Below are 16,400 nucleotides of genomic sequence, written 5' to 3'. Positions count from 1 at the left end.
CTGCCCCTTAATACATTGTTATTTAACCGGTAGTTGTACTTTTTTATTAACTCAACGAGGTGTAATGCAGAGGGGGATGCCGCTGTATTTTTGTGATGTCTATCCCCTCTAACAGCCAGTGCCATTGTTGTTCATCCAACGTCAACGTATCGCCACTCAACCGGGAAGGCCATTTGAAGTGCGCCTGTTCAAGGCGTTTATACCACAGACAAAAACCGGTGGTGTCCCAGTACAGCGCCTTTATTTTGTCGTGCCGTCGATTGCAGAAGACAAACAGGGCTCCACTAAAAGGCGATAACGCCATGTGCTGTTCAACCAGTAGCGTGAGCCCGTTGATGCTTTTGCGAAAGTCCACGGGAAGGCGGTGAAGATAAATCTGCGTGGCATCGACAAACATCTTCATGGCGTGAGTTCCCGCAGTAAGGTCGCCAGCCAAAATGGAGAAAGGCTGAGGGGAAATTGCAGTGAGCAGTGTGCGAGCGTCAGTTTGATAGAATCGCACTCAACCGGAGGTAGCTCAGGTTCGGCAACAGCGGGAGTGGGTTCGACAGGCGGCGTTATCGGCAAAGAACCCTGTTTGAGCGGAGAGACAGCGATAAATGCGGGCGGCGGCGACTTGGCTTGCGCAACGAGGCGATCCTTGGCATTGAAAAAAGCGCTGCGTGAGATTTGATGGCGTTTACAGAATTGAGTTTGGTTGAGACCGGAGCGTTGTTGTGCGTCGAGCAGTTCACGCCATTCGTCGGGAGTGCGATGGTTCGTCTTTGCCATATTGCCTCTGATCTTCGGTGAATTCCAAAGACAAGCATGATGTTTCATCGCGTTAAGCGGAAGGTGCGGTACCAGCGACGTTTACAAAATAACGTTACTGAATATGACCGGATCCTGTCCCGCATGGCAAAAGCGGATCACCGCAGCCAACGACTGATGGAACTGAAAGGGATTGGCCCCACAACAGCCTGTGCTCTGGTCGCCAGTATCGGTAATGCACACGATTTTAAAAATGGACGACAACTGGCAGCTTGGCTGGGACTAACGCCATCGCAATATAGTAGCGGCGGAAAATCAAAGCTTGGCAGGATAACGAAGGCGGGCGATTCGTATCTACGAACGCTGTTGGTCCAGGGCGCTCGTTCAGTTCTGATTGGCGCCGAGAAAAAGACAGACTCATTCAGTCGTTGGGTTTGCTCGCTAGTTGAGCGCAGAGGATACTGGCGTGCCGTTGTGGCCATAGCGGCTAAAAATGCAAGACTGTGCTGGGCATCACTACATTATGGTGATGATTTCAGGTTGTACTCAGTGAGCTAAAGCACGAAACTGATTAACCATCTTAACTGCAACTCGTTGATGATAAAGGGTTAGACCCCGTGAGATATATCTGACTATTGTACAGGATATACGTATCCGTTAAACGAACAAGAATCTCACGAGCGTCTTTCATCAGGGTCCGAATCGATTACGATTCCTCATGACCGTTTATAGTACCGCAGTCTCTCCCCTTTAATTTTAATGACGAGCAGACAGGAACCGAAAAAACCGGTGTTGACATGCCGGGGAAGCCCTTATAGTACAATAATTCTCTATATCCAAACTGACCCCTCTATGATCTCATCGAGCTGTTTGCTGTCTAGAGCAGGGCAGTTGGCGTAAATCGCTGCTGCTACTGCGCCCTGCTTTCTTTCAGTTGTGGAGCCTACCCCTGTTTTACTGCCCATACCCTGCTGGCCGTCATCGGTAAGCACTCTTCTGCCCCCATTGGTAACAAACTGTTCAGCTTTGATTTACATCGTTTAATTCCTTATTTATGGTGCTTCGTATTATTCTTGGTAGAACGCTTTTAGCTCAAGAATTCATTTCCTCAGACAGCGGTTTTAATCCGTATTCACCTTTATAAAATCTGAATGGATTCCATTCGCTGTGTAGTTCTTTATTATCTTCGGTGAAATGCCGGATGATATAAACCGTTTCCTCTCTGTCATACTCAATATTAACGGTCATGTATTCAATGCGGAGATCATCAGGTAACATCTTCGCATTTATCTGAGAGGGTTTGATGGCTAAGGTTGATGTGAAATGCCCATTTTGTGAGCAGGCGCACTCTGTTAAAAAGCACGGACCAGGACGCTCCGGGCATCAGCGCTACCGCTGTCAGGCCTGCCGCCGGAGCTTTCAACTAGAATACGAGTACCGTGCATGCCACCCCGGTATGAAAGATCAAATTGTCGATCTTGCTATGAACAATGCCGGTATTCGTGACACTGCACGGGCGTTACATATCAGCATCAATACCGTTGTGCGCACTTTAAAAAACTCTCGCCGCGGAATGTAACAACGCTGCCACTGGATAACCTGCAAATTCAACTCATTTGCGAAGTGGACGAGATGTGGTCGTTTATCGGCAACAAAAAGCAGCAACGCTGGCTTTGGTATGCCTGGGAGCCTCGCTTCAAACGTATTATTGCTCATGTTTTTGGTCGTCGGAGCAAAAAGACATTTCGCCAATTATTGGGGTTGCTGTTAGGTTTCAATGTCGTCTTTTGGTGTACCGACAACTTCAGTGCTTATGACATGTTGCCGGATGAAAAACACATCAGTGGCAAGCTTTACACGCAGCGGATTGAGCGTGAAAACCTGAATATTCGTAATCGGTTGAAACGACTGAACCGCAAGACTCTCGGATACTCAAAATCGGCAGAAATGCATGACAGTATTATCGGTACGTTCATTGAGCGTGAGCATTACCTTATGTGATACTAATAACCACATTGAATACATGACCCAGAATTTTCTGGGATTCCGGCGTACAACCCTTACAATTATCCAGATCGTTGAACCTAAAGACAGAAAAACTGATCTTTGCCCCGGGCTTTAGCTACGTAGAGAGCGTTATCGGCATGTGTCAGTAGTACATTAGACGGGGTCAGTAGGCCAAATGTATGAACTGAAAAACCGATGCTTATAGTCAAGTATCCTGTGCTGGAAGCGGAGTGCGGTATTCTCAAATCTCGCACGAGTTGGCATAGCGTCTGTACATACAGCGTTGCCTGGTCTTTCGTCATACCACTGGAGAGAATGACAAATTCTTCGCCGCCATACCTGGATACAAAATCAGACCCCCGCTTGAAGGACTTATTCAAGCAATCAGCGACACGTATTAGCGCTTCATCGCCAGCCTGATGTCCATAAATATCATTGAATGATTTGAAGTGATCGACATCAATCATGACGATAGTCAATGAGTCACTATTACGGTTGGCAATTTTACATTGAATGTCGAACTGCGTATCAAAAAAGCGACGATTATAAATTCCGGTGAGTCCATCCTTTATGGAGAGTTGCTCGAAATGTATTTTCATTTCCTCGAGGGACCGATGCTCATCGCGAAGCTGTTGCTGTATTATCATTCTTGGTGTTACGTCTTTTTGGATCCCGATAAAATTGGTTACAGCCCCACTCTCATCATGAATTGGCGATATGCTTAACTCATTCCAAAACATAGTTCCATCCTTGCGGTAGTTTCGCAAGGTTACAAGGCAGTACTCGCCTTTTTTAATGGCGCTGTGCACAATTTCCAGCTCTGGCTGTTCCCGATCGTTATTTTGTAGGTATCGACAGTTGATGTTGGTAATTTCTTCGAAGGAGTAGCCGGTCATCCGCTCAAAAGCCGGATTTACAAAAATCAAAGGATTGTCGTCTATGACATTGTCAGAGATGGTGATGCCGTCTCGTGAATCCATAACGGCCTGTTTAAGAATTTCAATCTTCATACAAAGTCCGTTAGTGGGATCGAAGGGAGAACGCTGTTCGTAAGCAACACAACATCAAGAGATCACACACGATCAAATAACTTTTACTAGTGTAGTCGTTGAAAAAGTACCGTGTCCGTTTTTTGACATTGTTACAAATTGATTTTAAGGGATTGTAGGCTAGGCGTAAGCTCTGTATATGGCCACACTGAACCGCCCCGGTTTTCTTGGAGAGTTTTTGAACCCGTTGTTCACGCGGCCAGATCTTTGCCAGCATGTGAAGCATAGTAGCCTTTTTCTGCTTCCATCGGCGGGATATGGCCCAGGCGTTCCAACAGTCTGCGATTGTTAAACCAGTCCACCCATTCCAGCGTCGCCAGCTCTACATCCTGACGCGTTTTCCAACTTTTTCGGTGGATCACTTCAGCCTTGTACAGACCGTTAACGCTTTCAGCCAGCGCGTTGTCGTAAGAATCACCCGTACTGCCCGTCGACGCCAACAACTCAGCATCTTTCAGCCGTTGCGTGTACGCCAGCGACACATACTGGGAACCTTTATCACTGTGATGGATGGTGCCCGAAGGCCGTCTGAACCATAGAGCCTGCTCCAGCGCATCCAGCACGAAGGTCGTTTCCATCGTTGATGAGGTTCGCCAACCTACGATAACCCCGGCAAACACATCGATAATGAACGCCACATACGCGAAGCCCTGCCAGGTGCTGACGTAGGTAAAATCTGCTACCCACAGCTGGTTCGGGCGTTCCGCCACGAATTGACGGTTTACCAAATCGCGTGGGGTCTCAGTGGCTTTGTTGCTGCGCGTCGTCTTAACACCTTTGCCACGTATTACCCCCTTTATTTTCAGCTTTTTCATCAGGCGCACCACTGTACATCTGGCCACGTGGAACCCTTCGCGTTTTAACTGTTGCCAGACTTTACGGTACCCGTAAACACGGTAGTTTTCTTCAAAAACACGCTGTATTTCCGGCATAAGCTGACCATCACTCTTGTCCCGGTGACTGCGATGCTCAGGATGTTGCCGACGTTGTTGATGCCAGTAATACGTTGACGGGGCTATGTCCAGTTCATGACATATCGGCTCGATCCCATGTTCATCGCTTAGATTTTCCAGAAACGGCATTATTTCTTCCAGTGGCGGTCGTAGCTTCGACAATAATTATCGGGAACAACTGACCAACCAGTTACTCCCGGGCTGACAGAAAATATTTGATGTGTTCCTTTCCTGATTGCTACAGGTGATTTATTGACGTGATGGCGTAGACAGGTCAGACCGGTGTTGGCAAAACCCGTGGAGCTCGATAGTCAGAATTTATTGAATTAAGACTGAGCGGTCGTTTGGGAGCCAACAAGCAGATTCCATTATGGGCAGCGTATAGTCAAATAAACGCACAAACAGCCCGAATATACGACTGCGATCTTCACCTTCTGCATCAAAACAAAAAAATCACTTGGCAAAAAGGAGGCGTCCATATACGAGCTCCGCCTGGGCAAAATACGCTGAAGCCTGACGCAAGATATCGTTGCTGCGGCGCAGTTCACGGTTCTCGCGCTCTAACTCTTTTAGGCGCAGGCGTTCATTGGTTGTTAGAGCCGTTGTTGGTGAAGGGGTATGTTGTTCATGCTGACGCATCCAGGCGCGCAAAGTGTCAGCATGACAACCGATTTTCGGGGCAATCGCTCTGACAGCGTCAAGCTCCGTCGAATACTCGCCGCGGTGATCCAAAACCAATCTCACTGCCCGTTCGCGTAATTCAGGTGAATAACGATTTGATGACATTTGAGTTTCCTTTTAACGACTAGTTTAGTCTCCAGGATCCCCGGGGCGGTTCAGTCCTGGCTGAACGCCAACAGCCGCTGTCTGACCTTCCTGGGCGGTGTACCGAAGCTGCTGGTCCCCGATAACCTCAAAAGCGCGGTGAAAAAGGCCGATCGCTATGAACCCATCATCAATGACAGTTACCAGGCGTTGGCGGAGCACTACGGCACAGTTATCATCCCGGCTCGCCCCTATAAGCCGAAAGATAAATCGAAAGCAGAAAACGGCGTTCTCATCGTCGAAAGATGGCTGCTTGCCCGCATCCGCAATGAAACCTTCTACACGCTCAGGGCGCTGAATACCCGTCTTCGTGAGCTACTGGCGGACATGAATAACCGGCCAATGAAAGGGTACGGCAACCAGAGCCGCGCAGCCTCCATGAATATAAGCACTCCACCAATCCGCTGCACATGCCGGCTCGGCACCTGGGTCACGGGACATGGACGCCAGAACGTCTGGTCGAGATGGGATGTCGCATCGGCCCGTTCACCGGCAGAGTGGTTGACGCCATGCTGAAAGCCAAAGCCCATCCGGAACTGGCCTACCGTGCGGTGCTCGGACTGACCGCACTGCAGAAAAAATACGGAAAAGAGAGGCTGGAAAAAGCCAGTTGCGTCGCCTGGCATTACAAAACACCGGACAGACGCTTCATCGACAACCTGCTGCGCCACAATCGCGAGAACCAAGATCTCCCGTTATCGAGTCAGAGCGAACAACACTCTCCGGCCTCGCTGGAGCATGAAAACCTGCGCGGTCCAGGCTACTACCACTAACTGACAAACAGAGGAACAAACGGCATGAGCGATAACCTGTTAAATAAACTGACCCCGCTGAAGCTCCCTGCTATGGCAGGGAGCCTGATCCGCCAGCGAGAAACCCCGCAGACCTACGGCGAGTTGTCGTTCGAGGAACGGCTGATCCTGCTGGCAGATGACGAACTGCTGAACAGGGAGAACGGTCGGGTAGCCCGTCTGAGGAAGAGTGCGAACCTGAAATACCAGGCAGCGCCGGAGGGGCTGCACTACCCGGTATCGAGGGGGCTGAGAGCCGAACAGATGCGGGAGCTGCTGAACGGTCATTACATCACCCATTGGAAAAACATCCTGATCACCGGCCCGACGGGGTGCGGGAAAAGCTGGGTCGCCAATGCCCTGGGTGAACAGGCCTGTCGCCAGAAACACAGCGTTCAGTACTGGCGTACCGGTAGGTTACTGGAAATGCTGGCGCAGGGCCGGGTAGACGGTAGCTGGCTGAAGCACCTGAAACACCTGCAAAAAAACGCAGGTGCTTATCCTGGACGATCTGGGTCTGGAACCCCTGAGCAACGCTCAATGGTAATAGTACGGTGAACTCACATTCCAATTAATTTTCGTCCAGGTAACATGCCGTTATGTTCATCAGACGGAGAAGTAAAATGCCTAAACACTATACCCCTGAGTGTAAAATACACCACCTTGAGGCATGGCGGGCCAGCGGGCTGACTCGCCGTCAGTACTGTCAATCTCAGGGGATCAGTGAGGGGACCTTCAAGCACTGGCCTTCCCAAACAAAAAATAAATATAATCCCTCTCCCGGACTGCCCTCCGTCCTCCCGGTTCAGATAGCACGACCTTTACCGATTGATTCGTTGACCGACCCGGTCATGCTTTACCTCCCCGGGGGCTGCAGAGTGGCCTGCCAACCCGCTCAACTGGGTGATATCTTCAAGGCCCTCAACTATGCTCAAGCCTGAACACCTGTTCCTGGCCGTCAAACCCGTCGATATGCGCCGCGGGATCGACACACTGACGCAATACGTCCAAGAGGGTTCTGTCGCATTAAGGCGTCGTCAGGTAACATGCTGTTTTTTTACGATGTTGCCTGCCCATGTCTCTCATCCGAAAAGCCTTCCGTCGCCTGCATTACCCCACTGATGTTATCGCTCAGTGTGTTCGCTGGTATCTCGCTTATGCCCTGAGCCTGCGTAACCTCGAAGAGATGATGGCAGAGCGCGGTATTCTTGTTGACCACTCCACTCTGCATCGTTGGGTTATCCGCTTGGTACCGTTGTTAGATAAGGTTTTTCGCCGACACAAGCACACAGTAGGTCGGCGGTGGCGCATGGATGAAACCTACATCAAAATCAAAGGCCAGTGGAAGTATCTGTATCGGGCGGTCGATACAGCAGGTCACACCATCGACTTTTTGCTGACCGCCAAACGGGACTCTGCAGCCGCATTACGCTTCTTTCGCAAGGCTATTCGCCATCACGGCGAACCCGAGGTTGTCACTATCGATAAAAGTGGGGCTAACACCGCAGCTTTGGCCACGCTCAACGCCGACAAACCCGATGAGGAAGCGATTACCGTCAGGCAAAGTAAGTACCTGAACAACCTGATTGAGCAAGATCACCGAAATATCAAACGTCGGAGTCGACCGATGCTGGGATTCAAATCGTTTCGGCGGGCACAAACGATCCTGGCCGGCATCGAACTGAGCAACATGATACGAAAAGGGCAATATCAACATCCGCAAAGTGAGGGATTGTCACTCGCGGAACAATTCTATTTGCTGGCTGCCTAAATAACCGACAACGCAACTTTGGCCAACTTCATGTCACTAATGCGACAAAGCCTGCCTGGGAGCCTCGCTTCAAACGTATTATTGCTCATGTTTTTGGTCGTCGGAGCAAAAAGACATTTCGCCAATTATTGGGGTTGCTGTCAGGTTTCAATGTCGTCTTTTGGTGCACCGACAACCTCAGTGCTTATGACATGTTGCCGGATGAAAAACACATCAGTGGCAAGCTTTACACGCAGCGGATTGAGCGTGAAAACCTGAATATTCGTAATCGGTTGAAACGACTGAACCGCAAGACTCTCGGATACTCAAAATCGGCAGAAATGCATGACAGTATTATCGGTACGTTCATTGAGCGTGAGCATTACCTTATGTGATACTAATAACCACATTGAATACATGACCCAATATGCGCACTTGCTGACAGTGAAATAGAACACAAAAGAATTACATATGTAATACGCTTGTATTCCACTTTCACTTAAAAGCTTATCAGTCGCTTAAATAGCAGCTGCTGGATATCCTGCTTTTGCGACAAAACCGCATGAGCGGTAATGGTTTTATCTTCGACCGAATACAGGACACGATAGCCATCTGCCGTATTGCATTCACGGTATTTAGCACATCCTATTTTCAGCAATTCCGGGCAGACCTGACACCCAAGAGGAAAATCACTCACTCGTTTTTCGAATTGCTCAATAATGGCGGTGATCACCTCTTTGGGTTCCGCTTCTGTACGACGTAAATAGCTGGCTATATCGTCGATACAAATTTTTACGGTATGAGTGTATTGAAATACAAAGCTCATATTACAACCCTTCCAGCAGCTGGCCCCTTGAGTAGACGTTGCCGTCAGTTTTATCCTTCTCAGAGAGGGTGAGCAGCTTAAGTAACGCAATTGCGTTTTCACGCTCCTGCTGAACATCGTATGATTCAATCACATATGCAGGAACGCCATTCTGAGTAACCAGGATCGGCTCTGCCAGATCAAGCGTTGCAGCGTTTTTTTTCACATAACTGATAGTTTCGACTCTCATGATATATTCTCATTTTACGAATGGAGTTTAAATTTAGTCTAAATATGGTTTTATTGCAAGGGTGCGCTTAGCGGGGATTACCTGTGTGTTCTACTGGCGGATACATCGTCCCCAGGCTGATCAGATTTGCTGGATGCACACCGGAAATAGGAAGATGAAAGGCAAGTGATATGCTTATTTACCGACAGTAAAATAAAACACCATAGAACTACATATGTAATTCACTTGTGTTACACAATAAGTATTATTGACCGCCTTTCAATAGCGCAGAGGCCATGAGCTGAAAAAGGGAAGGTTCAGCATTTTTCGAACATGCTTCGGTCTGCCAACCGCACCGATCCAGCAGTTTATTCAGATTAGCCACGCTACCGGTAGCTCTGGCCATAAGTGGTGTGATTTGTTTTCCACCATCATCAAAAGCCGTATCGAGAGAAGAACGAGAAAGGTAAATTGCGTTAACACTGACATTCATTGGCACCGCATGGCGCCCGCTCCATTCCTTGTCAGTGAGTAGCTGGTATATCCAGTGCATCTCCTTTGCCGTTTCGAGCGCGTACGTCAATCGGAACAAATCATTCTGCTCCAACAGCTCGCCGGTGCAGGAACGCCATAGGTAATCAAGTTTGTGAAGCATCTTTGCTCTGGCTCCCAGAGTCCGCCCCTGTTTTAGCAACCATTCAATATCTGGGGCCACATCGCGGGGAAATCGGTGCTGTTTAAGCGCGGTGGCCAGCCAGCGAGTCAGAAACAGATTTTCCTGGGATTCAGAGCTGACCTGGCCGTCACGTTTTGCCAGCTGAAGGGCGACCATGGCACACCATGCCAGATGGCCGGATTTTCTCGTCAACGATTCAGTGCTCACAGATATTTACTTCTCCCTGGTGTTATCCATTTTGTACGCAGTACATGCATAGCATATAGGAGAGCATGGAAAAGTGTGGGGCAGTCATCGAATAGTTCGCCTGCAATGGCTAGAATAACCAATACCATTTCATAACAATACCCGTTCCCCAGCTATGAAGATCTACGTTATCAAAATCGCTGTTCTTGGAGTCAGTCCCATGGTCTGGCGTCGGCTAAGAATCGCTGCTGATACGTCGCTGGCCGCGCTTCACTTCATTTTCCAGATCGTGCAGGGCTGGGGCGATGACTACCTCCATCAGTTTCATATTTACGGCAAAGATTACGGTATCTCTTACGACGGTGGCATTGGCTTTCCAGATAACCCGTTCCGGATCGTGATTGATAATTTTAGTTTTGATGTCGGCGATCGCTTTACCTACGAATACAACTTCTTTGAGCACTGGCTTCATGACATTCGTGTAGAGGCTATTCATGAGGACTCAGCGCTGAGAACACCATTTTGTATGAGTGGTCATGGCATGCCTGGAGCGACGGCTGTGGATGAAGCCGATAAGACGCTGGCGTTTCTGGAGGCCATCGTTAATGCGGATGATGCAACAACGGTCGGTGATATCCGGGCTTTTATTGATGATCTGGATGCAGTTCGGTTCAACCGCAACAAAATTAATAAGCAGCTGAGCAAACTCGAGCTGGCGTCTCCAGCACTGGAACCTGAAGTGATCTGGTTGGGCCACCGACGCTGACTGATGTCTATAAAGGTATACGTTTTCAACATGCCTCACAGATCCCTTGGAAAATGTCTATAAACCTCCTAAATGAGGTGTTTATAGATTATTCTTTAAATATCTATGATGTTTAAGGACTTTTCGGAGGTATTGCGTGCAATATGCCTACATCAGGGTGAGCTCAGCCGATCAAAACACAGCCCGACAGGAAGAGGCATTGTCAAAGGCGGGCTTTCAGCCTGATAAAATTTGTGTTGAACATGCCAGCGCCAAAGATACAAACCGACCGGGATTACAGGAGCTCCTTGGGCAATTACGTGCTGGTGATACGCTTCTGGTCCATTCCATCGACCGCCTTTGCAGAAATATGGCAGATATGTGCGCTGTGACAACACGGCTTCGCAACCAGGGCGTTACTCTTATTTTTCTGAAGGAGCAGCTGACGTTCTGCGCCGGCACAAACAATCCGATGCAGGAACTGCAGTTGCACATGATGTCGGCATTTAGTCAGTTTGAACGAGCCTTACTGAAGGAAAGGCAGGCCGACGGTATTGCGGCGAAAAAAGTCCGGGGAGAAAAAACCGGACGTCCCTGCGCCGATATCAAAAAAATTCAGGAAATTGACGCACTCAGGAGCAGAGGCGTCAGGCTCAGAGTCGCCTGTGATCACGCAGGGCTTGGTGTATCCACATACTATAAACTTCGAAATCAGATGAATAACCAGTAACCGGGAGATAACCACTCACCACCGCAGGAGGCAACGATGCAGCTGATGCTCCAGATAGTTATAACCGATGAATCAGGCATAAGTCGAACGGAAGAACTGATGACATTACAGAAGTCAGGTGATGCCCGAAGCGATATCGGATTATCGGTTTCAGAATCGAAGCAGTTGCTGAACACAGTCCAGCAGTCGGTGGTTCAGTTGCAGGCGGACGAATATACTCACCAGCATATCCAGTGTCCTCACTGCCTTGCTTCGCGCCGAATCAAAGGTCGGCAGAAAATACAGTATCGGACGTTGTTTGGCGTCATTCCTGTCTCAGGGCTCCGGGTGTACCGGTGTCGTTGCGAGGAAAGTGCGACAAAAACCGTCAGTCTGCTCAGTGATTGGGCTGGCGATCACACCCATCCTTCACTGAAATATATAGAAACCCGCTGGGCGTCCATGATCTCGTATGAAATGACGACCCGCCTGCTGAAGGATGTTCTGCCGGTGGGGAATAGCCTGAATGCTTCAACGGTGAGAAATCATTTATGTCGGGTAGCACAGCGCCTTGATGCAGAGTCCGAAGCACATCCGGGCTTGCTTTCCGGCTGCCCCCGCGACTGGGGGAACCAGCCCAGGCCGGGGAAACCGCTTGTTGTGGGTATTGATGGCGGTTATGTCCGCGACCGAAATAATAAAAAACGTAATTTTGAAATTATTGCCGGTAAATCATTCTCTGTCGGGACACCAGCCGACTCGCGTCGCTTTGGTTTTGTCCAGAAGGACGACTGTCATCCGGAACGCAGGCTCATGGCGCACCTCTCTGCCCAGGGGATGCAGGCCAACCAGCAGATATTCTTTTTATCCGACGGCGCGGATAACCTGAGGGAACTGCAGTTTGGTATGTATCCTGAATCAATTCATGTGCTTGACTGGTTTCATATTACGATGCGGCTGACGGTGCTCATGCAATATGCAAAGGGACTGCAGGCATCAGATCCGGATACGGGTAGTAAGGTTTCGGCGCTTCTGGAAAGCAGTAAACGATACCTCTGGCATGGCAATGTAGTCGCCGCACTGGAGCATATTGATGATTGCCTCATGTATTGCGATGACCCAGAGCTCAGCTATGCAGGCCTGAAATCCCTACAAAAACACCTGGATGAAATGTATACCTACATCCGGAACAATAAGATGATGATCCCAAACTACGGTGAAATGCGCCGGTACGGAGAGCCTGTTTCAACAGCGTTTGTGGAATCAACGATAAATGAAGTGATCGCCAGACGAATGGCTAAAAAACAGCAGATGCAGTGGAGCAGAAAAGGTGCGCATTATTTGTTACAGACCCGGACCGCTGCTCTGAATAACGAGCTGCAGGATAAATTCGCCTGCTGGTATCCGGGGTTCTCAATAGGCGAACAAAGTGATGGAAAGGTATCAGCGATGGTAGCGTAGATTACGACTGCCCCACACTTTTTCATGCTCTCCGAATTCTTGCAGCCAGTTCATCGAATAAGGATAAGGTGTCACCTGACCATGATAGAATAAAATCGGAATAACCAGAGGCAATTTATCGTTGCCGGCATCGAGGTGTCGTTGTATGGCGGCGATAGCATATCGCATCATGCGCAGGCCAATATGCTTATCAGGGGTGCTTTGATGTTCGATCAATGCGTAGATGTAGCCGTCACCCTGCCCCGCTTTTAGTGAATACAGTACATCAGAGTAGTAGGCGCGGAGATTTTCTTCGATAAATGAACCGGACTCCAGTCGCAGGGTGTTCAGGTCGCACGCCTGGCGTAATGCTTGCGGCAGGTGTACATCCAGAAAGTCGCGAGCCGTCTCTGGGTGCGTCAAAAACACTTTAAAAAGTGCGTCGTGCGGTGTGGGCGTCGTTTTCATTGGCCAATAGTAGCATAGTCATTGATAACACGGATTTTAGCGCCATAGCGTGAAGAATACTGCGGTTAATTCCAGATTTTCCCTGTTTCCTGATGCACAACTTCTAACGCGATATAACAATAGCGCATCTCAACTGCATAGGTGGCATCCTGGTTTAGTTCATCAACCAGCTCATCCAGCTCTTGTTCGGTTTCATAGGGAACCCGGAGAATATAGTCGTTGCCTTTCGACTGGGAATGGGGCGAGCCCGTGGCTAAATGTTTTGGCCAGTGTGAATGCGCGCAGAACCCCTCTACTGGGGCAGTTCACCGTTGTATCGTTTAGGAAATATTGCCATAGTATTTTAGTTACAACATACATATAAGGTTCCATTTTTAAAATAGCTGTAAGTTAGTTTATACAACAAATAGCATTTAAATCGCTGAAAGATGAGTCTAGCAAGTAACGGGACTTTAGCTGAAGGCTATTCTAATGAGTTAGATAAGAGCTGGTAGCTTTTATTTTTTGAGTGCCCCACTCTATTAAAAATCATTTTTATGTTGATTATATGCAAGCCGGATCATGGGTTCAGTAACAACTTATACTCATTTAGTGTACCAGGCCTAGTGGAAATGGAAGTTGCTCATATAGACAGTCTGTCTGTATTCCTCCGGTTCAGAGAAATAATGTCCATCATTTATGCAATACGCCCCAGACTTGACGGCGGGCGCTGCCTTGGCAGAGAAATCGCTGTACTCGGCATTAGCGTGGCGCAACTGGTACGTGATAATGGCATTAACGTTTAACTTGCGTAACCTCTATTAACGAAGGCTTCTACTACATCAGTTCGATAGACCTTTGCTCCTATCTGTAGTGTTGATTGAAATCACTACCATGATTGAGCAACCCACGCCAGTAATGTCGTCATCCCGGGTCGGGATGCTTTGTTGCGAACTGATATTACCCGCAGGAACATTTGTGTATCCGGGAAACCCTGAAACCAGAGCTTATGAGCATGCTCATCCGTGAAATGAAGGAAGGTGCGCGGTGAGAACACGTATCAGTATTGTCGCCAGGGTACGGATATGTGTAACTAGTTCAACGGTCCAGCCTCGAAAGTACAGAGCAGGCTGAACGATAACCTGTTCTCAGAACAGGTAGCAAATGGGGTCACATAATTAAAGTGCTGTGTGTTGATGCTGATGGATTTTGTCTGTTCATTTCGAGTCCAGTGTGTATGGGGCTCTTATTAGATCAACTGGCTTAAAGTTATTTTGGATACTTTTTTAATTGTATGCTGTATTTCTCATTATCAGTTGTGACGTTAGTAGTATTTCTTCTTGTTATCCACAGCTTAGATCCAATTATTAAGATCATTATAGATCCTCAAAGAGATCATAAGAGATCCTCATTACTTCCCAAGCCTAGAGCTACAAGGCTTAAGCTGCTATTACTATCCACTATAGAAAGTAAAACAACCACTGTAATTAGTGTTATAACCACTATAATAAGTATGTTTAACTTCGCTGGACAGTAACTAGTAACCACTATGGCGAGTAAACATCGTTTTGTCTGTGGATAATGTGGTATTGTATAATTCAAGTTAACTTGTTGATTAATAATAAAATTACTCTTTTTGTTTTTATTTTACTTAAAAATGCTCTTCATTATATCCACCGTTTCTCTTTATCTTAGATGTGATTAATAAGACCGTTTTGACCCATTTAATATACTGATTTTGAGTTTTTCTCTGAGATAAGGAAGTTGGACGATGATAACTAACAGGCCGTAAACAGTTTAATTTGACCTTAACATATTGTATTATATGGTTTTAGTTAGCTAAATATGAGATTTGTGGTGGAAAAACACCACTGTGGTGAGTAAAGTAACCGCTATAGTGAGTGTTAGTATCTATTGTGTAGAGTCAATGGGATTTTTTTGCATAAATTAGGATCCAGCTATGTCAGAGAAGAACTCTATAAATCTAGGGATAGTGACCGCTTTTTCCGAGATAGATAAGAGAACCGGTGAACTTATTAATCTGGTACCTAACAGTAATAATACGGTTCAGCCTGTTGCTCTTATGCGTCTTGGGTTATTTGTTCCAACATTGAAGTCAACCGCTCGTGGTCGTCAAGGCCAGATTAATTCAATGGACGCGACTTCGGTATTGAAGCAACTGACCATTGTTAAATCTGAGGGTTATGAAAACATTAAAATAACCGGCATGCGGCTGGATATGGACAATGATTTTAAAACATGGGTTGGGATTATTCACGCTTTTGCCAAACATAAGGCCCTGGGTAACTCTATATGCCTCCCCTTCGTTGAGTTCGTTAAATTATGTGGCATTCCTTCCGCACGCTCATCTGCCAGGCTTAGAGCTCGTTTGGAGGCATCCCTTGAGCGTATTGCCACGAATACATTATCTTTTTCTAATAATGCAGGCGATTATTATGTAACTCACCTCGTGCAATCGGCTAAGTATAGTCCGAAGAATGATACCGTTGAATTACAGGCTGATCCGAAAATTTTTGAGCTATATCAATTTGATAAAAAGGTTTTACTCCAGTTACGAGCTATTAACGCGCTTTCGCGTAAAGAGTCTGCACAGGCTTTGTATACTTTTATAGAAAGCTTGCCAATTAACCCTGCACCAATCTCTTTGTCACGATTACGTGCACGCCTTAATCTTACTTCACGCACGATCACACAGAACGCCACTATTCGTAAAGCAATGGAACAGTTAAAAGAGATTGGTTATCTTGATTACACTGAAGTAAAACGTGGCAAAGCTGTTTATTTTTGTATCCACTATAGGCGACCAAAGTTGAAGCCAGCCCAAATTTCAACGGAAATGGGTTATGACAGCGACGACATGTTAGAAGATGACCATAGCACTCACCTTTTGGACAAAAAGGATAAAGACCTACCTGTTTATGGTGAGATGGTGCTTCTTTCTAAAGAAGAATTGCTGTTACTTGAACAATTACGTCAGAATAAAAAATAGTTATATGATATATAACTATTTTTTATTC

15 protein-coding genes and 8 pseudogenes are annotated in these 16,400 nt (G+C 47.4%); 12 read left to right on the top strand and 11 right to left on the bottom strand.

Translation table 11 applies throughout. The annotated features are described in order from the left end of the window. Nucleotides 1-46: 46 nt before the first annotated feature. Nucleotides 47-403: an IS66 family insertion sequence hypothetical protein gene (locus tag A6J66_000350; protein ID PNM27191.1), complete on the bottom strand. Its 357-nt coding sequence runs from the start codon at nt 401-403 to the stop codon at nt 47-49. Further along, a complete protein-coding gene (locus A6J66_000345; GenBank protein ID PNM27190.1) occupies nt 400-771 on the bottom strand; it encodes a hypothetical protein in 372 nt (123 codons plus the stop codon). The genes A6J66_000350 and A6J66_000345 overlap by 4 nt, the downstream gene beginning before the upstream one ends. A gap of 78 nt (nt 772-849) precedes the next feature. Between A6J66_000345 and A6J66_000340 the strand changes: the two are divergent. Continuing rightward, nucleotides 850-1,308 (top strand): annotated as a pseudogene (locus A6J66_000340) (IS110 family transposase). A gap of 272 nt (nt 1,309-1,580) precedes the next feature. Here A6J66_000340 and A6J66_000335 read toward each other — a convergent pair. After that, nucleotides 1,581-1,787, bottom strand: a pseudogene (locus A6J66_000335) (hypothetical protein). Nucleotides 1,788-1,842: 55 nt separating this feature from the next. Next, entirely contained in the window at nt 1,843-2,028 is a 186-nt protein-coding gene (locus A6J66_000330) for a hypothetical protein (GenBank protein PNM27189.1), read from the bottom strand. Between the two features lie 25 nt (nt 2,029-2,053). On the opposite strand from A6J66_000330, the gene A6J66_000325 reads away from it, so the two are divergent. Beyond that, a protein-coding gene (locus tag A6J66_000325) for an IS1 family transposase (GenBank protein PNM27188.1) occupies nt 2,054-2,751 on the top strand; the annotation gives its coding sequence in 2 pieces (ribosomal slippage) (nt 2,054-2,303 and nt 2,303-2,751; 699 coding nt in all). Between the two features lie 83 nt (nt 2,752-2,834). Here the strand turns inward: A6J66_000325 and A6J66_000320 are convergent. The 3 genes and pseudogenes from A6J66_000320 to A6J66_000310 all read right to left on the bottom strand — a co-directional run bounded on the left by A6J66_000320 (nt 2,835) and on the right by A6J66_000310 (nt 5,545). Then, nucleotides 2,835-3,767 carry a PAS domain-containing protein gene (locus A6J66_000320; protein ID PNM27187.1) on the bottom strand — a complete coding sequence of 311 codons (933 nt, stop codon included), beginning with the start codon at nt 3,765-3,767 and terminating at the stop codon, nt 2,835-2,837. A 230-nt stretch (nt 3,768-3,997) separates the two neighbouring features. Next, nucleotides 3,998-4,894 (bottom strand): annotated as a pseudogene (locus A6J66_000315) (IS3 family transposase). Between the two features lie 318 nt (nt 4,895-5,212). Beyond that, nucleotides 5,213-5,545: a hypothetical protein gene (locus A6J66_000310; GenBank protein ID PNM27186.1), complete on the bottom strand. Its 333-nt coding sequence runs from the start codon at nt 5,543-5,545 to the stop codon at nt 5,213-5,215. A gap of 54 nt (nt 5,546-5,599) precedes the next feature. Between A6J66_000310 and A6J66_000305 the strand changes: the two are divergent. From A6J66_000305 to A6J66_000280, 6 genes and pseudogenes are all read left to right on the top strand, one after another. Beyond that, nucleotides 5,600-6,357 (top strand): annotated as a pseudogene (locus A6J66_000305) (IS21 family transposase). 24 nt (nt 6,358-6,381) lie between these two features. Further along, a pseudogene (locus A6J66_000300) lies at nt 6,382-6,916 on the top strand (AAA family ATPase). An 82-nt stretch (nt 6,917-6,998) separates the two neighbouring features. Beyond that, a complete protein-coding gene (locus A6J66_000295) occupies nt 6,999-7,316 on the top strand; it encodes an IS66 family insertion sequence hypothetical protein (GenBank protein PNM27185.1) in 318 nt (105 codons plus the stop codon). After that, a pseudogene (locus A6J66_000290) lies at nt 7,303-7,389 on the top strand (IS66 family insertion sequence hypothetical protein). The gene A6J66_000295 and the pseudogene A6J66_000290 overlap by 14 nt, the downstream one beginning before the upstream one ends. A gap of 61 nt (nt 7,390-7,450) precedes the next feature. Beyond that, nucleotides 7,451-8,146, top strand: coding sequence for a DDE domain-containing protein (locus tag A6J66_000285; protein PNM27184.1), 696 nt, complete (start codon nt 7,451-7,453; stop codon nt 8,144-8,146). A 53-nt stretch (nt 8,147-8,199) separates the two neighbouring features. Then, nucleotides 8,200-8,520, top strand: a pseudogene (locus tag A6J66_000280) (IS1 family transposase). 104 nt (nt 8,521-8,624) lie between these two features. Here A6J66_000280 and A6J66_000275 read toward each other — a convergent pair. The 3 genes from A6J66_000275 to A6J66_000265 all read right to left on the bottom strand — a co-directional run bounded on the left by A6J66_000275 (nt 8,625) and on the right by A6J66_000265 (nt 10,042). Next, nucleotides 8,625-8,951 carry a type II toxin-antitoxin system RelE/ParE family toxin gene (locus A6J66_000275; protein PNM27183.1) on the bottom strand — a complete coding sequence of 109 codons (327 nt, stop codon included), beginning with the start codon at nt 8,949-8,951 and terminating at the stop codon, nt 8,625-8,627. 1 nt (nt 8,952) lies between these two features. Then, the gene (locus tag A6J66_000270; protein ID PNM27182.1) at nt 8,953-9,180 is read right to left on the bottom strand and encodes a type II toxin-antitoxin system Phd/YefM family antitoxin; all 228 of its coding nucleotides are present in this window, start codon (nt 9,178-9,180) and stop codon (nt 8,953-8,955) included. A gap of 244 nt (nt 9,181-9,424) precedes the next feature. Next, nucleotides 9,425-10,042: a hypothetical protein gene (locus A6J66_000265; GenBank protein ID PNM27181.1), complete on the bottom strand. Its 618-nt coding sequence runs from the start codon at nt 10,040-10,042 to the stop codon at nt 9,425-9,427. Nucleotides 10,043-10,196: 154 nt separating this feature from the next. Between A6J66_000265 and A6J66_000260 the strand changes: the two genes are divergently transcribed. The 3 genes from A6J66_000260 to A6J66_000250 all read left to right on the top strand — a co-directional run bounded on the left by A6J66_000260 (nt 10,197) and on the right by A6J66_000250 (nt 12,936). Further along, on the top strand, nt 10,197-10,787 hold the full coding sequence (locus tag A6J66_000260) for a plasmid pRiA4b ORF-3 family protein (GenBank protein PNM27180.1): 591 nt from the start codon (nt 10,197-10,199) through the stop codon (nt 10,785-10,787). 136 nt (nt 10,788-10,923) lie between these two features. Further along, a complete protein-coding gene (locus A6J66_000255; protein ID PNM27179.1) occupies nt 10,924-11,496 on the top strand; it encodes a recombinase family protein in 573 nt (190 codons plus the stop codon). A gap of 36 nt (nt 11,497-11,532) precedes the next feature. Beyond that, a complete protein-coding gene (locus A6J66_000250; protein PNM27178.1) occupies nt 11,533-12,936 on the top strand; it encodes an ISKra4 family transposase in 1,404 nt (467 codons plus the stop codon). Between the two features lie 42 nt (nt 12,937-12,978). Here A6J66_000250 and A6J66_000245 read toward each other — a convergent pair. Beyond that, nucleotides 12,979-13,383: pseudogene (locus A6J66_000245) on the bottom strand (ISNCY family transposase). A 1,939-nt stretch (nt 13,384-15,322) separates the two neighbouring features. Here A6J66_000245 and A6J66_000240 point away from each other — a divergent pair. Next, a complete protein-coding gene (locus tag A6J66_000240) occupies nt 15,323-16,372 on the top strand; it encodes a RepB family plasmid replication initiator protein (GenBank protein PNM27177.1) in 1,050 nt (349 codons plus the stop codon). The last annotated feature ends 28 nt before the right edge of the window (nt 16,373-16,400 follow it).

Source organism: Yersinia enterocolitica, assembly GCA_002082245.2.
In the GTDB taxonomy this organism is placed as follows: domain Bacteria; phylum Pseudomonadota; class Gammaproteobacteria; order Enterobacterales; family Enterobacteriaceae; genus Yersinia; species Yersinia enterocolitica_E.
The sequence above is the reverse complement of the archived record's forward strand: the minus strand, read 5'-3'. Positions and strand labels throughout refer to the sequence as shown.